This is a genomic window from Pseudoalteromonas ruthenica (assembly GCF_008808095.1).
Taxonomy (GTDB): domain Bacteria; phylum Pseudomonadota; class Gammaproteobacteria; order Enterobacterales; family Alteromonadaceae; genus Pseudoalteromonas; species Pseudoalteromonas ruthenica.
Map to the genome: position 1 here is coordinate 873,863 of NZ_CP023396.1, position 17,202 is coordinate 891,064.

Here is a 17,202-nt window from a genome sequence, read left to right on the forward strand (position 1 = left end):
AAGCATCAGTGCGACATTGACATTTTCATTGTCGCCTTTTAGGCTGCGCGGCTTTGAGTTTTCAGTAGGTAGCACCGTGAACAAAAAGCAACTAATTGATGCCATGCATGGGCGCAGTGGATTAACTAAGCAACAATCTGCGGCAGCGTTAACATCGCTCGTTGAGGCGATAACGCGGTCTTTACACGAAGGGGATGCGGTATTTATACCTAAGTTTGGTAACTTTTCGCTTAGCTATCATCCGGCGAAACGCGGTCGTAACCCGCAAACAGGGGAGGAAATAGAAATAGCAGGGCAAAATAAAGTGGCCTTTAAATGCGCCAAGGCATTAAAAGACCACATACAACCAGGCTAACCCTTGGTCGCCTCTTTCATAGCGATAGTAAACACTTTCAGCTCTTCACACATGGCCTCTGGGTGGTCCAAGTTGGCGGCAATAATTTTTACCACGGCGGAGCCACTGATAGCCCCCGCAGCACCACTGCTAAGGGCTTGGCTCACATCATCCGGAGTGCTGATACCAAAGCCAAGCAACGCGGGTGCGGCATGATATTCTTTTAGCTTGGCAATCATCGAATCCGCCGGCATTTGCGCTTTGGTTTCGGTGCCCGTGACGCCAGCTCGGGAGAGCAAGTAGGTGTAACCGCGCCCGTAAGAGGCGCATTGTCGAAGGGTGTCATCATCGGCATTGGGGGTGGCGATAAAAATCGGCTCGATGGCGGTTTCAGTCGCCGCTTGACGGAACATTTTCGACTCATGTAAGGGCACATCAGCGACCAAGATTGAGTCTACCCCGGCGTCTTTGGCTTGTTGGTAAAACTGCTGCGGTCCACGGGCTAGTACCAAGTTAGAATACAGTAGTAAACCAATTGGAATATCTGCGTTATAGGCGCGAATTTCGCGAATGATGTCAAAGCAATCACCGGTGCTAATGTTCGCCTCTAAGGCACGAATATTGGCGGCCTGAATCACCGGGCCATCGGCAATTGGGTCGGAGTAGGGGATGCCCAACTCTAATGCGTCGGCACCGCCATCAATCAGGCTTTTAATAATGGCAATACTTTGTGCTTTACCCGGATCGCCCAGGGTCACAAATGGCACAAACGCGCCTTCATTGTGCTCGGCGAGGTTGGCGAAGGTGGTGGCATAACGACTCATGATATATCTCCTTTAGCAGCAAGCACTTGATGCACATGGGCCAAGTCTTTGTCACCTCGGCCGCTGAGGTTTACAACAATAATACACTCTTCACTTTGTTGCTCCGCATACTGGAGGGCATAGGCCAGTGCGTGGCTCGACTCAAGTGCCGGTATAATGCCCTCATGGCGTGCCAGCGCCTTAAATGCATCGAGCGCCTCATCATCGGTGATACCTACATATTGGGCGCGGCCGCTTTCATGCAGATGCGCGTGCTGAGGCCCCACTGCAGGGTAGTCTAAGCCTGCCGATACTGAGTAAGACTCTTCAATTTGGCCTTGCTCAGTTTGCATGATGTAGGTGTAAGCGCCATGCAAAATTCCTTTGCTACCACGACATAAGGTCGCGCCATGTTCACCGCTATCAAGGCCCTTACCTGCGGGTTCAACGCCGATCAGCTTAACGCTCGGCTCATCAATGAAATCGGTAAACATGCCAATGGCGTTAGAGCCGCCGCCGACACAAGCAATGACCGCATCGGGTAAACGCCCTTCGGTTGCCAGAACCTGTTGTTTGGCTTCTTCACCAATCATTTTTTGGAACTCGCGCACCACCGTTGGGAAAGGGTGTGGTCCGGCAGCGGTGCCGAGCAGGTAGTGCGCCGTTTTATAATTCGCTGACCAGTCACGCAGCGCTTCGTTCACGGCATCTTTCAAGGTACCAGAGCCGGCGGTAACAGGTATCACTTCAGCGCCCATCAAGCGCATACGAAATACATTAGGCTGCTGGCGCTCGACGTCTTTAGCGCCCATATAAATGCGGCACTTTAAACCCAACAGCGCACAGGCTAAAGCCGTAGCCACACCGTGCTGACCAGCGCCGGTCTCGGCGATGACTTCCTCTTTGCCCATACGTTTGGTGAGCAAGGCCTGGCCCAACACTTGGTTGGTTTTATGGGCGCCACCGTGAAGTAAATCCTCACGCTTAAGGTACAGTTTGACCTTGGGGTTTTTCACTAAGTTACGGGTTAACGTTAAGGGTGTCGGACGGCCGGCATATTCATTGAGCAAAGAGTGAAACTCTTTTTCAAAAAGCGGGTCGTGTTGTGATTTATTAAACTCGGCTTCTAGCTGTTTAAGCGCCGGCACCAAAAGCTCCGGCACAAACATGCCGCCAAAATCGCCAAAATAGGCTGAATTACTCATAACCACCTCAATAATTCCGAATTGCCGCAAAGGCAGCATTAATTTTCTGTGTACATTTTTTACCGGGTGCGGTTTCTACGCCGGAATTAATATCCAGCCCGGTTGCGTTGTGTGCTAAAGCGTCAGCAATATTGCCAGGGGTCAAGCCGCCTGCCAGCATGAAAGGGGACTCAGCCTGCGCCAGCAGTTGCCAGTTAAATTGCTCACCGGTGCCACCTTTCGCTTGTTTGCTATACGTGTCATAGAGAATACGGTCGACGCCCGCGAGCGCTTTAGGCAGCTGCGCAGCCACCGCTTGTGCTTTCCAAATTTGGCACGATAACGGCAGCGCTTGGCGTAACGACTGAATATAATGCTCATCCTCCACACCATGCAGCTGCACGGCGGCCAGTTTTAATCGCGTGGCATAGTCGCTGACTTGCGCAACCGGTGCGTCAACGAAAACCCCCACATAATGCAGCGGCGCACTATCGACAATGGCCTTGGCGCAATCAATGTCAACATAGCGGGGTGAGCCTGGATAGAAAATCAGGCCACCATAATAGGCACCAGCTTGGTATACCGCTTGTGCATCCTGTGAGCGCGTAAGACCACAGACTTTATGCTCGCCAAAAATTAAGGCGCGACAAGCGCTTTCAATATCAGCCTGGGCCATAATAGAACTGCCAACCAGAAACCCGTCACACAAGGGGCTTAAGCGCTGCACGTCTTTATGGCTGTAAATGCCCGACTCAGAAATCACCACTTTATCACTGGGGATCAATTGGCGAAGCCGTTCAGTGGTCGCCAAATCGGTCGATAAGTCGCGTAAGTCACGGTTATTGATACCGATGATCTCGGCGTTCAACGCCAGCGCCCGAGTTACTTCCTGTTCATTGCTTACCTCAGTTAATACATCCATATTCAGTGACTTAGCCAGTTTACTGAGCGCCGTATAGGTGTCGTCATCAAGCACTGAAAGCATCAACAAAATAGCATCACCGCCGTGTAAACGAGCCAAATAAACTTGATAAGGGTCGATAAAGAAATCTTTGCAAATCAGTGGCTGGCTGACTTTCTGTCGTACCTGGGTTAAGTAGTCAAAATGGCCTTGAAAGTACTTTTCGTCGGTCAGCACACTAATACAGCTGGCGTACTTTTTATAGACGGCAGTGATTTCATCCAGGTTAAAGACATCACGAATAAGCCCTTTTGAGGGCGATGCCTTTTTACACTCCAAAATAAAGCTCGTTGGGCCCTGTTTCAGGGCACGATAAAAATCACGGTCGCTCGCAGTGATGTCGTCAATAAAGCTCGCTAACGGTTGCGTGCGTTGACGCTGCGCTACCTCGTGGCGTTTATCGGCAACAATTTTTTCTAATACATTAGCCATGACTGACCTCAATGATGGTATCAAGCGTGCGTTGTGCTTGCTGGGATTGTAAAACGTCTTGAACCTGCGCGCTGGCCTCTTTGAAATTAGCCGCTTTACCGGTCAATACTAATAACGCTGCGACATTGATCACCACCGCACTGGTGTGCGCCGGCTCTCCTTGGCCGCTTAAAATCGCCCGCGTGGCATTGGCGTTGTAGTCTGGCCCTTGACCACTGAGTTGCGCAAGTGAATAGTTTGCAAGTCCGAAGTCACTGGGGTTTAAGGTGTACTCATGCAGTTGCCCTTGGTTGAGTTCAACCACTTGAGTCTCACCGTGTAAGGCGATTTCATCGGTGCCGGCACCATGGACAACCATCGCCCGTTTGCACCCTAAGGTCTGCAGGGTCTTTGCCATCGGTAAGCATAAGGCAGGGTCGTACACCCCGAGTAATTGATAATCCGGTGCTGCCGGGTTAGCAAGCGGCCCGAGAATATTAAATAGGGTTCGTGTTTTAAGGGTGGTACGCACCGCCATCGCGTGCTTGACCCCTTGGTGGTAAAGCGGAGCGAACAAAAACGCAAAGCCGGTTTGCTCTAGCATCGCGGCGGCTTGCTCTGGGCTCATATCGATATTGATACCCAGGCTTTGTAACAAATCAGACGACCCTGAGTTACTCGATACACTGCGGTTACCATGTTTAACCATATTAATTCCACAGGCGGCGGCTACAAGCGCTGCCGTGGTGCTGATATTAATAGTGTTGGCACCATCACCACCGGTGCCACAGGCATCGACCAAGTGTTGCGCCGAGGTGTTAAAGGGCAGGGCATTGGCGCGCATAGCGGCGGCGGCCCCGGCAATCTCGTCGGCGCATTCACCCTTAATTTTCAGCGCGGTAAGCATGGCCGACAGGGTGATATCATCAATATCGCCGCGCATTACGCTATCGAACAGCTGCTGTGACTCTGCAAAGGTTAAGTCCTGCTGCTGATACAGCTTATTCATTACATCCATGAGTTACCCCTGTGCTGTTAAATATTCAAGGCTTTGCTGCAATAGTTGCGCGCCATGAGGAGTTAGAATCGACTCTGGGTGAAACTGATAGCCAAGCACCTTATCTTGATGCTGACACACAGCCATCGGCATGCCCTGATAATGCGCGATAATCGCTAATTGCTCGCTTACCTTGGTTGCCACTAAGGAATGGTAACGGGCCACCACGAGGTGCTCGCCAAAACCATTAAAAGCGGGGTGAGGCGTTAAGCTAATGGTGGATGATTTACCATGCACCGTTTGCTGGGCATGGCCAATTTCACCCCCATACGCCTGCGTTAATGCTTGTTGCCCGAGACAAATCCCAAGCATCGGGAAACGTCCCCGACACAGGTCAATGAGCGCCATTAAACATCCCGCGCTATCGGGTGCGCCGGGCCCGGGGGACAGCACGAGCACCACCGGCTGGGTTTCTGCGCACATGCGCTCGAATATGACTTCCGCCGCCACGGTATTGCGATACACCACCAACTCTTGGCGCAACTGCGCAAATTCATCCACCAAGTTATAACTGAAAGAGTCTTCGTTATCTAAGAAGTAAATCTTATAATTCATGCGTTTGTTGCTCCTTGGCTGGTGGCGATAGCGCGCAGTACGGCGCCGGCTTTTGCGCGAGTCTCATCGGCTTCACTTTGCGGGTCTGAGTCATAAACCACCCCAGCGCCGGCTTGCACATGGGCCAGACCATCTTTGACAAAAGCACTGCGGATAACAATGCAAGAGTCCATGGCTCCCTCACCCGTGAGATAGCCGACGGCACCGCCATAGCTGCCTCGGCGTTTCTTTTCTACCTCACGAATTAAGCGTGCAGCGCTGACCTTGGGGGCGCCAACCAAAGTGCCCATATTCATACAGGCCGAGTAAGCGTGCAGTGCATCAAGGTCTTCTTTTAACTGTCCTACCACCCGCGAAACAAGGTGCATGACATGGGAGTATCTATCGACTTTGAGTAGCTCTTTAACGTGACGCGTGCCGGCCTGGCTGATACGAGCGACGTCATTACGCGCTAAATCGACGAGCATAATGTGCTCGGCGCGCTCTTTGCCATCATTGCGCAAATCAAGCTCGATGCGCGAATCGAGGTCTAAATTTAAACGTCCATCGGCATGCTTCCCACGCGGGCGCGTGCCCGCTATCGGATACACCTCAACTTGATTGCTCTGGGCACAGTATTTCAAGGCCGATTCAGGAGAAGCGCCGAATAGCGTAAAATCTTGGTCGCGCAAATAGAACATATAGGGGCTGGGGTTTTGTGTTTTCAGCTGTGCATAGGCCGCTAATGGCTGTTGGCAAGGCAGAGTAAAGGTTCGTGAAGGCACCACCTGAAAAATATCACCGTCGATAATATGTTGCTTTAGTTGGCTAACCTGCGCCTTGAAGTCTTCGTCACTGATATCGACACTGGCTTCTACAGGCTGCGCCGTTGCCTGTGGCGCCGGTAGTACCTCCACGTCATCACAGAGGGTGTTTAAGCGTTCGACTTTTTGTCCTACCTCAAAGCAATTGGCATGCACTTGCGGGCCATTGAACACGTTACCGATAATTTCAGTGCTCTGTGCTTGGTGATCAACCACCACTAGGGTTTCAGCAAGGTAAAAAACATAGTCTGGGCAGCTGTTATCTTTTGCCTCGACGGCGGGAAGTTGCTCAACATTCGCGACCATGTCGTAGCCCATTACGCCGCCTAAGAAAATGGCAAACGGATTGTCAGAGTTGTCGCTGATGCGATTAATGCACTGACGTAGGGTATCGAAGGCGTTGGCCGCTTTGAGCTTAGCATGCTCATCTAAATCGCTGGCCACGGGCGGGTAGCTGATTTGCAAGGTGGTGTTATCGAGTGTGGTGGTGCCGGCATCGATGTGGCGCTGCAAATAAGGCAGCAGTTGCGCACCGTTGTTTGATAGCGCGACGACACTGACCTCGCTGCCGTTACACTCTATGCGCAATGCGCTATCAACTAATACGATACTTTTTAAATTGGCTTTGGAGTCTATTTCTGCGGACTCCAGTAACAGGCTATTATCGGTATCGAGCTTGGCGAATAGGCTCAGCGCAGAGGGGATATAGTCTCGCCGCTGGCTAATGCTGGTCACCTGACCGGGCTCGGTCGAGATGTGGCTAAAAATCATAAAAAGTCCTCATTCCCAAAATGTATTGCCATCGCTTTTATTGCTGCTAGCAATGATGATGGCCTAAAAACAAAAAACCCGCATACTTCGAAAAGCTGCGGGTTGCAATTATGCTCAGCCGTAACAAGGCCCACCCGCTATCTCGAGTGCCACCACCAAATTACTGTTACGAACTGCGTTAAAATCATGTTACTTACCTTTGTTTAGATACAAAAAAAACCCGCTTGCTGCGGGTTTTGTTAATCAGGCAGTACTCACTGCGCACGACTAATTCCACCCGCGATTACGAGTGCCACCACCATGTCATATGTGTGTTGTTAGCCTGTGACTGCATGAGCTTGATAATCCTAATTAATTGATGGCTGTTAGTTAAACCTAGCTGAGCATCAGTGTCAACCATTTTATAAATAAAAAGTTATTGCCGCGCTGCGGGGTGAAAAATGATAAGCTAATGGCATTATTGATAGCTGTTAAGAGGGCTGTGTGCTTAAGTACGATTTACATTGCCACAGTAATTTTTCCGACGGGACCTTAAGTGTTGATGAGTTGGTTTCAAGAGCCGCCGACAAGGGAGTTGATGTGCTCGCGCTCACCGATCACGATACCATTGCCGGTATCGCTGCAGCGCGCGCCGCGATAGCTGCGCAGGCGCTCGACCTAGAATTAGTCGCCGGAGTAGAAATATCCACGCGCTGGCACAGCTTTGAAATTCATATTGTTGGCTTGCAGGTTGACACTCAGGCTCCGGAACTGACAGCGTTATTGGCTGAACAACAGCAAAAGCGCAGTGAACGAGCGGTAAAAATAGGCGAACGTCTGCAGAAGGCAGGGTTTGAAAACACCTATGAACAAGCCTGTGAGCTGGCCGCTGAGGCGCAAGTAACGCGTGCCCATTTTGCCCGGGTGTTAATGGCGCAAGGCGCAGCGAAGACCTTTCAAGGCATCTTCAAAAAATACCTCAGTCGCGGCAACACCGGGTATGTACCAAGTACATGGTGTGACATGCACACCGCCATTAAGGCCATTGCCGCAGCGGGTGGGCAAAGTGTGCTCGCGCATCCGGCTCGATACAAAATGTCGAATAAGTGGCTGCGTAAGTTAGTAAACGAATTCGCCACGCTCGGTGGCGATGCAATGGAAGTGGCCCAAACCCAACAAGCGCCCTGTGAAAGGCAGTTTTTAGGGCAGCTTGCGCGTGAGCATGGGCTGCTGTGCTCGCAAGGTTCTGATTTCCATTTTCCTTTACCTTACATAGAATTAGGAAAGAACCTATACTTACCTAAAGACTGTGAAGGCGTATGGCAGCGTTGGCAGTAGTCGTTATCACAAAGCAAGGATAAACATGAGTCAATTTTTTCACATTCACCCGCAAAACCCGCAGCCAAGGCTGATCCAACAAGCGGTGGATATTGTGCGCAAAGGCGGCGTAATGGTCTATCCCACCGATTCAGGGTATGCCATAGGATGCCAACTAGGGGAAAAGGCCGCGCAAGAGCGGATCACCCGAATTCGGGGTATCGAAAAGCACCATAATTTTACTTTGATGTGTCGCGATTTATCAGAGCTTGCGACCTATGCACGCGTTGATAACCAGATGTTTCGGTTGATCAAGAATAATACGCCAGGCCCTTATACCTTTATTTTCAAAGGCACTAAGGAAGTACCACGACGAGTATTAAATGATAAAAAGAAAACCATTGGTATTCGCGTCACCGATCATCCTATTAGTAAGGCGTTACTTGAAGAGCTTGGCGCACCCTTAATGTCGTGTTCATTGATTTTGCCTGGCGCTGAATTCACCGAGTCTGACCCCGATGAAATTCGCGATCGTTTAGAGAAGCACGTCGATGTGATCATCCATGGTGGTTTTTTGAGTGAACAGGCGACTACTGTGGTGGATTTGTCCGATGACGCAGTGGAGATTTTGCGTGTCGGTTGTGGTGATCCCAGTCCCTTCAAATAATGACCCAAGATACTTTGGTAGAGCAGCAAAAGCTGCCGCTGGCGTTTATTCGCGGCGAGGCCGTGGTTGAAAAGCCAGAAGATTTATATATTCCACCGGATGCCCTAGAAGTCGTACTCGAGACTTTTGAAGGGCCTTTGGACTTGCTGCTTTATCTTATCAAAAAGCACAAACTCGATGTCCTTGAGCTGTCTATTTTTAGCATCACCGAGCAATATATGCGCTATGTGGAAATGATGCGTGAGTTTCAATTGGAGCTCGCCGGTGAGTATTTGGTAATGGCGGCGCTATTGGCGCAGATAAAATCACGTTTATTGTTACCTGTGCATGAAGAGCTGGGTGAGGAAGAGGAAGACCCTCGCGCCGAGCTGGTCAGACGGTTGCAAGAATATGAGCAATTTAAAAAGGCGGCGGAGCAGCTCGATGAATTGCCGCGCATGGAGCGCGATATTTTTACCGCTCACGCGTTAGTTGAAGAAGCGGCTATGCCTGAACCTTTATTTCCCGAAGTAGCGCTAGAAGAATTAATGCTGGCACTCAGTGATGTCATGGCCCGAGCCAAAACCTTTGAGCATCATCATATCACTCCTGAGCAGCTATCGACCCGAGCACGCATGAGCGCTATTTTAGCGCAATTACAAAACCACTCTGGTTATGTCGATTTTGCCTTGCTATTTACCCCACAAGAAGGGCGCGCCGGTGTGGTGGTGACCTTTATAGCCATATTAGAGCTCACCAAAGAAGGGCTTATTCACTGCCAACAAGCTAATAGCGAAAGTGCCATACATGTGCGTTTAAAAGAGCATGCTGCAGCGTGATTTGCATTGCCTTATGGTGTAGCTCTGCCATAATAGCGCCCGCGATGGAGGTCTGAGCATGAGCACGCGACGCATTAGTGACGAGCAGCTTATAGAGTTGCTAGAGGCGGCAATTTTCGTTGCCCCTCAACCGCTGACAAAAAAACAACTCAAAGAAACTGTACTCAGTGATATTAATGTGTCTTCTAAGCGCGTTAATGAAGCTTTAGAGGCCATCAGCGCGCATTATCAAACCCGAGGGATCCGCTTGGTGCACGTTGGCTCAGGCTATCGCTTTCAGGCGTGCAGCAGCTTAAGCCCTTGGCTCAGCAAGCTATTCCAAGAACGGGCACCGAAATATTCAAGGGCGTTAATGGAAACCCTGTCACTGATAGCCTATCGTCAACCTATAACCCGAGGCGAAATAGAGCAAGTGCGCGGTGTGACAGTTGCTAGCAATATTATGAAAACATTGCAGGAGCGCGGTTGGGTGAAGGTGATTGGCCATAAGGAAGTCCCTGGTCGCCCCGCGTTATATGCGACGACGAATGAATTTTTAGATTATTTTTCGCTATCTGGCTTAGAGCAATTACCGCCGCTCCCTGAGCAGCAGCAAAGCCAGATAGACAAGTTATTACACGATCCTTCTGTGAGAGAACCATCTGAATGAGTGAAAAGTTACAAAAAGTCCTAGCCAGAGCCGGCGTCGGCTCCCGTCGCGAGATGGAAAAGTACATCGAGGCCAACCGCGTGAGCGTTGATGGCAAAGTGGCGCGCTTAGGCGATCGCGTTGAGCCTAATCAAACCATTCGTGTTGATGGCCACATTGTCAAAGTTGAAGAGCCACAAGAGCGAGTGTGTCGGGTATTAATGTACCACAAACCCGAAGGTGAACTGTGCACTCGTAAAGATCCTGAAGGGCGTCGTACGGTATTTGACAGACTACCGCGAATTGAAGGTGACCGCTGGATTGCCATTGGTCGTTTAGATATTAACACCTCAGGGTTGCTGTTATTTACCAACGATGGAGAGCTCGCCAACAGGGTGATGCACCCGAGCTACGAAATTGAGCGTGAATACTCGGTGCGCGTATTTGGTGATGTAAGCAAAGAAGCAGTTCGCAACCTCACCAAAGGCGTGGAGCTCGATGATGGGCCGGCACGTTTTCATAGTGTTAAGCCTATGGGCGGTGAGGGCATCAATAAATGGTTTAACGTTACATTGAGCGAGGGCCGTAACCGTGAGGTACGTCGTATGTGGCAATCTCAAGGAGTGGAAGTATCGCGCCTGATCCGCGTACGTTATGGCGAGCTGGAGCTCAATAAGCGCTTACCACAAGGTGGCTGGGAAGAACTTGAACTCAGTAAAGTGAATTACCTGCGTAAGACCGTTAAGTTAAAGCCTGAAACACAAACTAAGTTATCGGTTGACCCTATCAAGCGAAAAGACAAACGCGCTAAAGTGAACCGCATTAGAAAGGCTGTTAAAAAGCATAATCAGCGCGTGCAACAACAAAAGAAACGCCGTTAATTCAGATGTAAAAAACGCCGCAATCAACGCGGCGTTTTTTACATCTATGATGTGCTAATTATTTCTTTTTAATTTGCGCATCCAACGACTGACCATTAACGTCACTAGAGTCATCACTCATTAAATAAAGGTACGTGGGCATCAAGTCCTCAGGCGTTGCTAGCTTGTCTTTGTCTTCTCCCGGGTAAGCACTGGCACGCATACTCGTGCGGGTGGCACCTGGGTTAATACAATTGATGCGAATATTGGTTTTATCGACTTCTTTCGACCACGTCTGCATCATGCCTTCGGTGGCAAATTTAGAAATAGCATAAGCTCCCCAAAATTCGCGGCCTTCGCGGCCAACGCCCGACGACGTAAACACAACCGATGCATTGTTTGATTTCTTTAACACAGGAAACAACGCTTTGGTCAGCATTGCTTGCGCAGTGACATTGACCTTCATGATGTTCTCGAAAGTGGATGTACAGAAATGTTCCATTGGGCCTAATGCACCCAGGATACCCGCATTGTTTAATAAGCCATCGAGCTTACCAAATTGCTGATCAATAGTGGCGGCCAGGTCACGGTAATTTTGCTGCGTGGCGCCTTTTAAATCTAATGGAACAATCGCTGGTTGTGGGCCACCTGCAGCGACGATTTCATCGTAAACTGCTTCGAGCTTTTTAGTTGTTTTACCTAATAAAATTACTGTAGCACCGTATTTGGCATAGGTTAACGCGGCAACCCGGCCGATGCCGTCGCCAGCCCCAGTAATTAATATGACTTTTTCATCTAATGCATTTGCACTTGCTTGGTAGTTTTGCATAAGCTGCACCTAGAGCATGATCTTTTTAAGAATTTTACCATACTCAAATAACAAGTAATCGATTTAATTACAAAATTAAGTGGCGAAAGGCATAGGTTTACGTTAAGTTAAACTGGTCTAATGTGTCATTAACATTTTGCTATCTTTAATACACACATAATAAGCAGATAACAATAAAAAAGGTTTGGAGCCAACAACATGAAAAAATTGCTACTTCCTCTCGCTGTAGCGTCTGCGCTCGCTGGCTGTGGTGGCGGAGAAACGCTCGAAGACGTTAAAAATGAAACACCTACGGTTGTTCCGCAATCCACAGTGGTGTTTGACCCCGGTGCCGGGGAAATCTCCGTACCCAATGATCTGCTTTTAAGCGGCACCACCGATGGCACCTTGAATATTCCTGGTGAAGGCGATGATTACACTAACCCCCAACTGGCGCTCGGTGCGTTAGATGGGTGGTCGACGCAAATGCCGTATGCCATTGATTTCGATTTTTCCCCTGGTGTAAGCCTTGATGCAACATCGGCTGCAACACCGGGTAATGTGCGTATTTTTGAAGTTGTGATGGGCGCCGACCAAAGCTCACAAACCTGCGCCCAAGTACCGGCAGGCATCGCCTGTGAATATGTTAAAGAACTTAACTTTGGCGTCGACTTTATCACCCAAGCCAGTGGTAATTCCGTGGCTGTTGTACCACTTAAGCCATTTACTCAAGGGCGCTCGTACATTACGGTATTGACTAACGGCCTGACCGACTCAGCCGGTAACGCCATTGCCCCGTCATCGACCTATGCTAGCGTTAGCAGTGAAGACCCACTTGTTACTGAGCAGCAACTGAGTTTGCAAGCGGTGATCAATAGTTACGAAGACGTTATTGTTGGCGGCAGTGACCTAAGCAAAGACGACATTATTTACTCAGCGGCGATGACCATGCAAAGTGCAGGTGAAGTGCTCGGCACGATTAAAAGCTTGCTTGCTGCGTCGCTCACTCAAGATAGCTTACCTAAGCCTGAGATGATGATCCCACAACAGCCTGCGCTCACAGTAGGGCAGGTTTTTGCGGCTCAAGGCATGCAAGACATTAATCCTGCATTTAACGCAGTGAGCTATGAAAAAGGCAGCATTGTTCTTCCTTACTACTTAAAAAGCCCACAAGGCAAAGAACTCAGTGATTTAAACGACACCTACTGGCAAGCAAACTGCGACAGCGCTGTAACCGTACTTGGTTACAAAGAGCAGGCTGGCGAAGCATTCCCTGAGCAACCAGTGAGTGAAAATGATGCGATATGTGCCGCTCTCAGCGGCGGTCAATTGCGTGATTTAAGCTTGGATGACAAACGTCACCTAACGAAATACAACACCATTCCGAAAGTGCAGAGCTATCGCAATATACCTGTACAGGTTACAAAACCGGCAGATTTAATGACCTTAAACGCTATCCGCAGTCAGCTTGGGCTTGATGCCATGAGCATGCCTGCTGCTGGCTGGCCAGTTGTTATCATGCAACATGGGATTACCAGTCGCAAAGAGGATATGCTGGCGTTGACTGCGGCGCTAAGTATTCAAGGTTTTGCCACTGTTGCTATTGACCACCCGGCTCACGGTGAGCGTGGAATCGATGTCGACAACGATGGCACTGACGATTTTAATGCGACCACAGGCTCTGTGCTTGCGTATATGAATTTGAATTCATTGCTGGTGGCGCGTGATAACTTACGCCAATCAGCTGCGGATTTATTGGGTTTGCGCCTAGGTCTTAATTTTGCCAACGACCCTATGCTCAACACGATGGATGTGGGCTTCGTCGGTCACTCCTTAGGTGCGGTTGTGGCCCCGGCTTTCTTATCCATGACGAATGCGGAGCTTGACCCTCAGGTTGATCCATTGTTTAAAGTGAACACTGTGGCACTTGGCAGTGGTGGTGGCGGTATCGCCAATTTCTTACTTGCTTCAGATTCATTTGGGCCATTTATCCAGGGTTCAGTATTAGCTGGCGCAGGAACCGATGAGTCAGCAGCGTTTGGCGCATTCCTACAAGAGGGCGCAGTCTCTAGCTGTGCACAATTTATTGATAACCAAGAGGCGTATGTTGGCTGTGGTTACCAAGCGTTTTTAGCGCAGTTAACAGCTCAAGGTGACACTGCCAGCTTGGCTAATATTCAAGGGTTGTTAACGCAGTTTACCTACGCTGCACAAACATTGCTTGATGCTGGAGACCCAACCAACTACGCAATGCGTGTAAACGCACAGCAAACCCCAGTTTACACCAGCGTGGTTGTGGGTGATGGCATGGAAAACAAGCCGGATACGGTGATCCCGCCTATGGTTGAGAGCAACCCCATTGCCGGCACTATTCCACTTGCAATGATGATGGGCGCTGACAATGCAGCACAAACGCAGTTAGCAGATAGCCCACAAAGCTACCTTGTACGCTTTAGTAAAGGCCACCATGGTACCCTTTTGACGCCAGCTGCGAACCCGCAAGCAGGAGCAAGTGCAGCAGATAGCGCCGCAGCGAATGCTGAAATGCAACAGCAAGTAGCGACCTATCTGAAATCCAAAGGTACGATATTGCCTATCACTAATGAAGATGTGATAGCCCAGTAAGCACACTGGTTTCGACTATCAGCCGCGCAATTGCGCGGCTTTTTTGTGGCTAATGGCTGTGCTACATTGCCGTGCATCAACAATGAAAGAGGGACTCTAGGTGGAGTATATTTATGAATACGGGTTATTTTTTGCAAAAACCCTGACTTTTTTAGTGGCAATCGTCATTATCATCGCAATGATTGCAGGAGCGGCAAATAAACCTAAAAGTAAAGAAGGATCACTTCAGGTTGACGATCTCTCAGCAAAGTTAAAACAGTTGAAAGATGACTTTTTAGCAAACACCCTGGATAAAAAAGCCTTAAAAGCGCTCAAGAAAGAACAGAAAAAGGCAGCTAAAAGTGACAGCGGTGACGCAGAGCAAGGGCGCCTATACGTGATTGATTTTGTTGGCTCCATGGATGCTCATGAAGTTGAGAGCCTACGTGAGGAAGTCACGGCGATTTTAACATTGGCCGATAAGCAAAAAGATAAGGTATTAGTGCGCTTGGAAAGCGGCGGAGGCGTTGTTCATGGGTATGGCTTAGCAGCGTCGCAACTGGCCCGTTTGAAAGCGGCACAGATACCACTGACCATCGCCATTGATAAAGTCGCCGCCAGTGGTGGATATATGATGGCATGTGTTGGCGATGAAATCATTGCTGCGCCTTTTGCTATTGTTGGCTCTATTGGTGTGGTTGCGCAAATACCAAACTTTAATAAGGTGCTGAAAAAGAACGATATTGATCTAGAGCTCATTACCGCAGGGCAATATAAGCGGACCCTCACTTTGTTTGGTGAAAACACCGATGAAGGGCGAGAAAAGTTCCGCCAAGAAATCGAGCAAACGCATCAATTGTTCAAACACTTTGTCAGCGAGCATCGCCCTGAATTAGACTTAGGCACCGTCGCTACCGGGGAGCACTGGTTTGCAATTGATGCCAAAGAAAAAGGGTTAGTGGATAGAATCACGACCAGTGATGATGAATTACTGGCACTGAGTAAAGAGCGACAAGCTTACAAAGTGAGCTATAAGAAAAAACAAGGCTTGGCGGATAAAGTCGCGCATAGCCTAAGCCTAGCGGTGGAAAAAGCAGGTTTAAAGATATGGTCTAAGGGTCAGCGCCTGAGACCTTAATTTAGATATAAAAAAACCTCGCCACAACGGCGAGGTTTTTTTATACAAGTAAGATTAGCTTCTTGCTTTGGGCTTATATTCTTCCAGTTCTTTAGCCGACTCGAGATCGTTAAAGACGGTCTCATCAAGCTGCCCTTCAGATTTGGCGACAACACAGGTAACCATACAATCACCGGTCACATTTACCGCTGTACGCGTCATATCTAACAATCTATCGACGCCGATAATAATCGCGATACCTTCGACGGGGAGCCCCACCTGATTCAGTACCATCGCCAGCATAATCAGGCCTACTCCTGGCACTCCAGCGGTTCCAACGGATGCCAATGTGGCGGTAAGAATAACCATTAGGTAATCTGAAATACTTAAATCGACACCAAACACTTGAGCGATAAACACGGTTGCACAGCCTTGCATGATGGCGGTGCCATCCATATTAATAGTGGCTCCCAGTGGCACAGTGAATGAGGCAACGGAGTTACTGGCACCGAGCTTTTTAGTCGCGGTCTCAAGTGTAATAGGCATGGTTGCACTGGAACTTGAGGTGCTAAACGCAAACAAACAAGTGTGCTTCATTTGCGATAAAAAGGTGACAGGATTTAAGCCAGTCAGCACTTTCAATAGGATAGAGTAGTTAATTAACCCATGGATCAGCAGCGCTGCGACCACCACACCGAAATACTTCATCAGGCTCCAAATAAGCCCCAGCTCAATGGTCGTAAACAGTTTTGCCATCAAACAAAAGACCCCGTAAGGGGCAATGTTCATAAGTAAGGTAACCAGTTTAAGAATGACGTTATTAAGGTCCTCAAAAACGGCGCTTAGGCGCTGGCCCGCTTCGCCACTGAGAGCCATTGCAATGCCGAATAGTAGCGCAAAAACAATGACTTGCAACATGTTACCACTGGCCATAGCATCAATAGGGTTCGTGGGGAACATATTGATGATGACCTGAGCCAGCGTCGGCGCTTCTTTAGCATCAAAGGTCGCATCATTTGGCAAGGTGACGCCATCGCCAGGGCTTACTAACAACGCTAAGGTAATGGCGACGGTGATGGCAATGGCGGTGGTACCCACATACATGGCGATAGACTTACCACCTAAACGACCTAAGGTTTTCGGGTCACTGAGGCTACAAGTACCACAAACGAGGGACACAAATACCAGTGGCACCACCAACATTTTTAAGCTGGCAATGAAGATTTGCCCGCCAATATTGAATAAACCGTCAACAAAAAAGCCTTTAACAGGAAAGGCAAACAAGCCTAAATCAAGTAATAATTCGTCTTCACCGGCCAAAATCAACTTGAACAAAAAGCCGACAACAACACCTAGCGCCATACCAATCATAATACGCGTGGTGAGAGACATTGAACCTTTTTCAGACATAGGTATGATTCATCTTCGTTATTGTAATTCGCTATAGCCTATCAGCGAAAATCACTCAATGCAGCGAAAAACGACAACTTTTTTCAAAAAAGGAATGCGTAATTCACTCATCCTG

Annotated in this window: 16 protein-coding genes; 8 read left to right on the forward strand and 8 right to left on the reverse strand. The window is 49.1% G+C overall.

Annotated elements, in window-relative coordinates; all coding sequences use genetic code 11:
* Positions 1-76: 76 nt before the first annotated feature.
* Positions 77-355 carry an HU family DNA-binding protein gene (locus tag PRUTH_RS04220; RefSeq protein WP_151172600.1) on the forward strand — a complete coding sequence of 93 codons (279 nt, stop codon included), beginning with the start codon at positions 77-79 and terminating at the stop codon, positions 353-355.
* Here PRUTH_RS04220 and trpA read toward each other — a convergent pair.
* Genes trpA through PRUTH_RS04250 form a run of 6 tightly spaced genes read right to left on the reverse strand, consistent with a single transcriptional unit; the run spans position 352 to position 6,879 of the window.
* Positions 352-1,158: a tryptophan synthase subunit alpha gene (trpA, locus tag PRUTH_RS04225; RefSeq protein ID WP_151172601.1), complete on the reverse strand. Its 807-nt coding sequence runs from the start codon at positions 1,156-1,158 to the stop codon at positions 352-354. The genes PRUTH_RS04220 and trpA overlap by 4 nt on opposite strands.
* Entirely contained in the window at positions 1,155-2,342 is a 1,188-nt protein-coding gene (gene trpB, locus PRUTH_RS04230; protein ID WP_151172602.1) for a tryptophan synthase subunit beta, read from the reverse strand. Before trpB ends, trpA begins: the two co-directional genes overlap by 4 nt.
* Positions 2,343-2,349: 7 nt before the next feature.
* On the reverse strand, positions 2,350-3,714 hold the full coding sequence (gene trpCF / locus PRUTH_RS04235; protein ID WP_151172603.1) for a bifunctional indole-3-glycerol-phosphate synthase TrpC/phosphoribosylanthranilate isomerase TrpF: 1,365 nt from the start codon (positions 3,712-3,714) through the stop codon (positions 2,350-2,352).
* Positions 3,707-4,711, reverse strand: a complete 1,005-nt coding sequence (trpD, locus tag PRUTH_RS04240; RefSeq protein WP_053910392.1) for an anthranilate phosphoribosyltransferase — start codon at positions 4,709-4,711, stop codon at positions 3,707-3,709. Before trpD ends, trpCF begins: the two co-directional genes overlap by 8 nt.
* Positions 4,712-4,714: 3 nt before the next feature.
* On the reverse strand, positions 4,715-5,305 hold the full coding sequence (locus tag PRUTH_RS04245; RefSeq protein WP_151172604.1) for an aminodeoxychorismate/anthranilate synthase component II: 591 nt from the start codon (positions 5,303-5,305) through the stop codon (positions 4,715-4,717).
* Complete coding sequence (locus PRUTH_RS04250; RefSeq protein ID WP_151172605.1) at positions 5,302-6,879, reverse strand: anthranilate synthase component 1; 1,578 nt, start codon at positions 6,877-6,879, stop codon at positions 5,302-5,304. Before PRUTH_RS04250 ends, PRUTH_RS04245 begins: the two co-directional genes overlap by 4 nt.
* 483 nt (positions 6,880-7,362) lie before the next feature.
* On the opposite strand from PRUTH_RS04250, the gene rnm reads away from it, so the two are divergent.
* Genes rnm through rluB form a run of 5 tightly spaced genes read left to right on the forward strand, consistent with a single transcriptional unit; the run spans position 7,363 to position 11,169 of the window.
* On the forward strand, positions 7,363-8,196 hold the full coding sequence (rnm, locus tag PRUTH_RS04255) for an RNase RNM (RefSeq protein WP_151172606.1): 834 nt from the start codon (positions 7,363-7,365) through the stop codon (positions 8,194-8,196).
* Between the two features lie 25 nt (positions 8,197-8,221).
* Positions 8,222-8,842, forward strand: coding sequence for an L-threonylcarbamoyladenylate synthase (locus PRUTH_RS04260; protein WP_022943563.1), 621 nt, complete (start codon positions 8,222-8,224; stop codon positions 8,840-8,842).
* Positions 8,842-9,660: a segregation and condensation protein A gene (locus PRUTH_RS04265; RefSeq protein WP_130147633.1), complete on the forward strand. Its 819-nt coding sequence runs from the start codon at positions 8,842-8,844 to the stop codon at positions 9,658-9,660. Before PRUTH_RS04260 ends, PRUTH_RS04265 begins: the two co-directional genes overlap by 1 nt.
* Before the next feature lie 58 nt (positions 9,661-9,718).
* Complete coding sequence (scpB, locus tag PRUTH_RS04270; protein WP_151172607.1) at positions 9,719-10,309, forward strand: SMC-Scp complex subunit ScpB; 591 nt, start codon at positions 9,719-9,721, stop codon at positions 10,307-10,309.
* Positions 10,306-11,169 carry a 23S rRNA pseudouridine(2605) synthase RluB gene (gene rluB, locus PRUTH_RS04275; RefSeq protein WP_138507858.1) on the forward strand — a complete coding sequence of 288 codons (864 nt, stop codon included), beginning with the start codon at positions 10,306-10,308 and terminating at the stop codon, positions 11,167-11,169. Before scpB ends, rluB begins: the two co-directional genes overlap by 4 nt.
* Before the next feature lie 58 nt (positions 11,170-11,227).
* Here rluB and PRUTH_RS04280 read toward each other — a convergent pair whose 3' ends face one another.
* Entirely contained in the window at positions 11,228-11,977 is a 750-nt protein-coding gene (locus tag PRUTH_RS04280) for a YciK family oxidoreductase (RefSeq protein ID WP_022943559.1), read from the reverse strand.
* A gap of 198 nt (positions 11,978-12,175) precedes the next feature.
* On the opposite strand from PRUTH_RS04280, the gene PRUTH_RS04285 reads away from it, so the two are divergent.
* Both PRUTH_RS04285 and sohB read left to right on the forward strand, forming a co-directional pair.
* On the forward strand, positions 12,176-14,581 hold the full coding sequence (locus tag PRUTH_RS04285) for a VolA/Pla-1 family phospholipase (protein WP_022943558.1): 2,406 nt from the start codon (positions 12,176-12,178) through the stop codon (positions 14,579-14,581).
* Positions 14,582-14,681: 100 nt separating this feature from the next.
* On the forward strand, positions 14,682-15,698 hold the full coding sequence (sohB, locus tag PRUTH_RS04290; protein WP_151172608.1) for a protease SohB: 1,017 nt from the start codon (positions 14,682-14,684) through the stop codon (positions 15,696-15,698).
* A gap of 54 nt (positions 15,699-15,752) precedes the next feature.
* Here the strand turns inward: sohB and PRUTH_RS04295 are convergent, their stop codons facing one another.
* Positions 15,753-17,087, reverse strand: a complete 1,335-nt coding sequence (locus PRUTH_RS04295) for a dicarboxylate/amino acid:cation symporter (RefSeq protein WP_045978389.1) — start codon at positions 17,085-17,087, stop codon at positions 15,753-15,755.
* Positions 17,088-17,202: the final 115 nt, after the last annotated feature.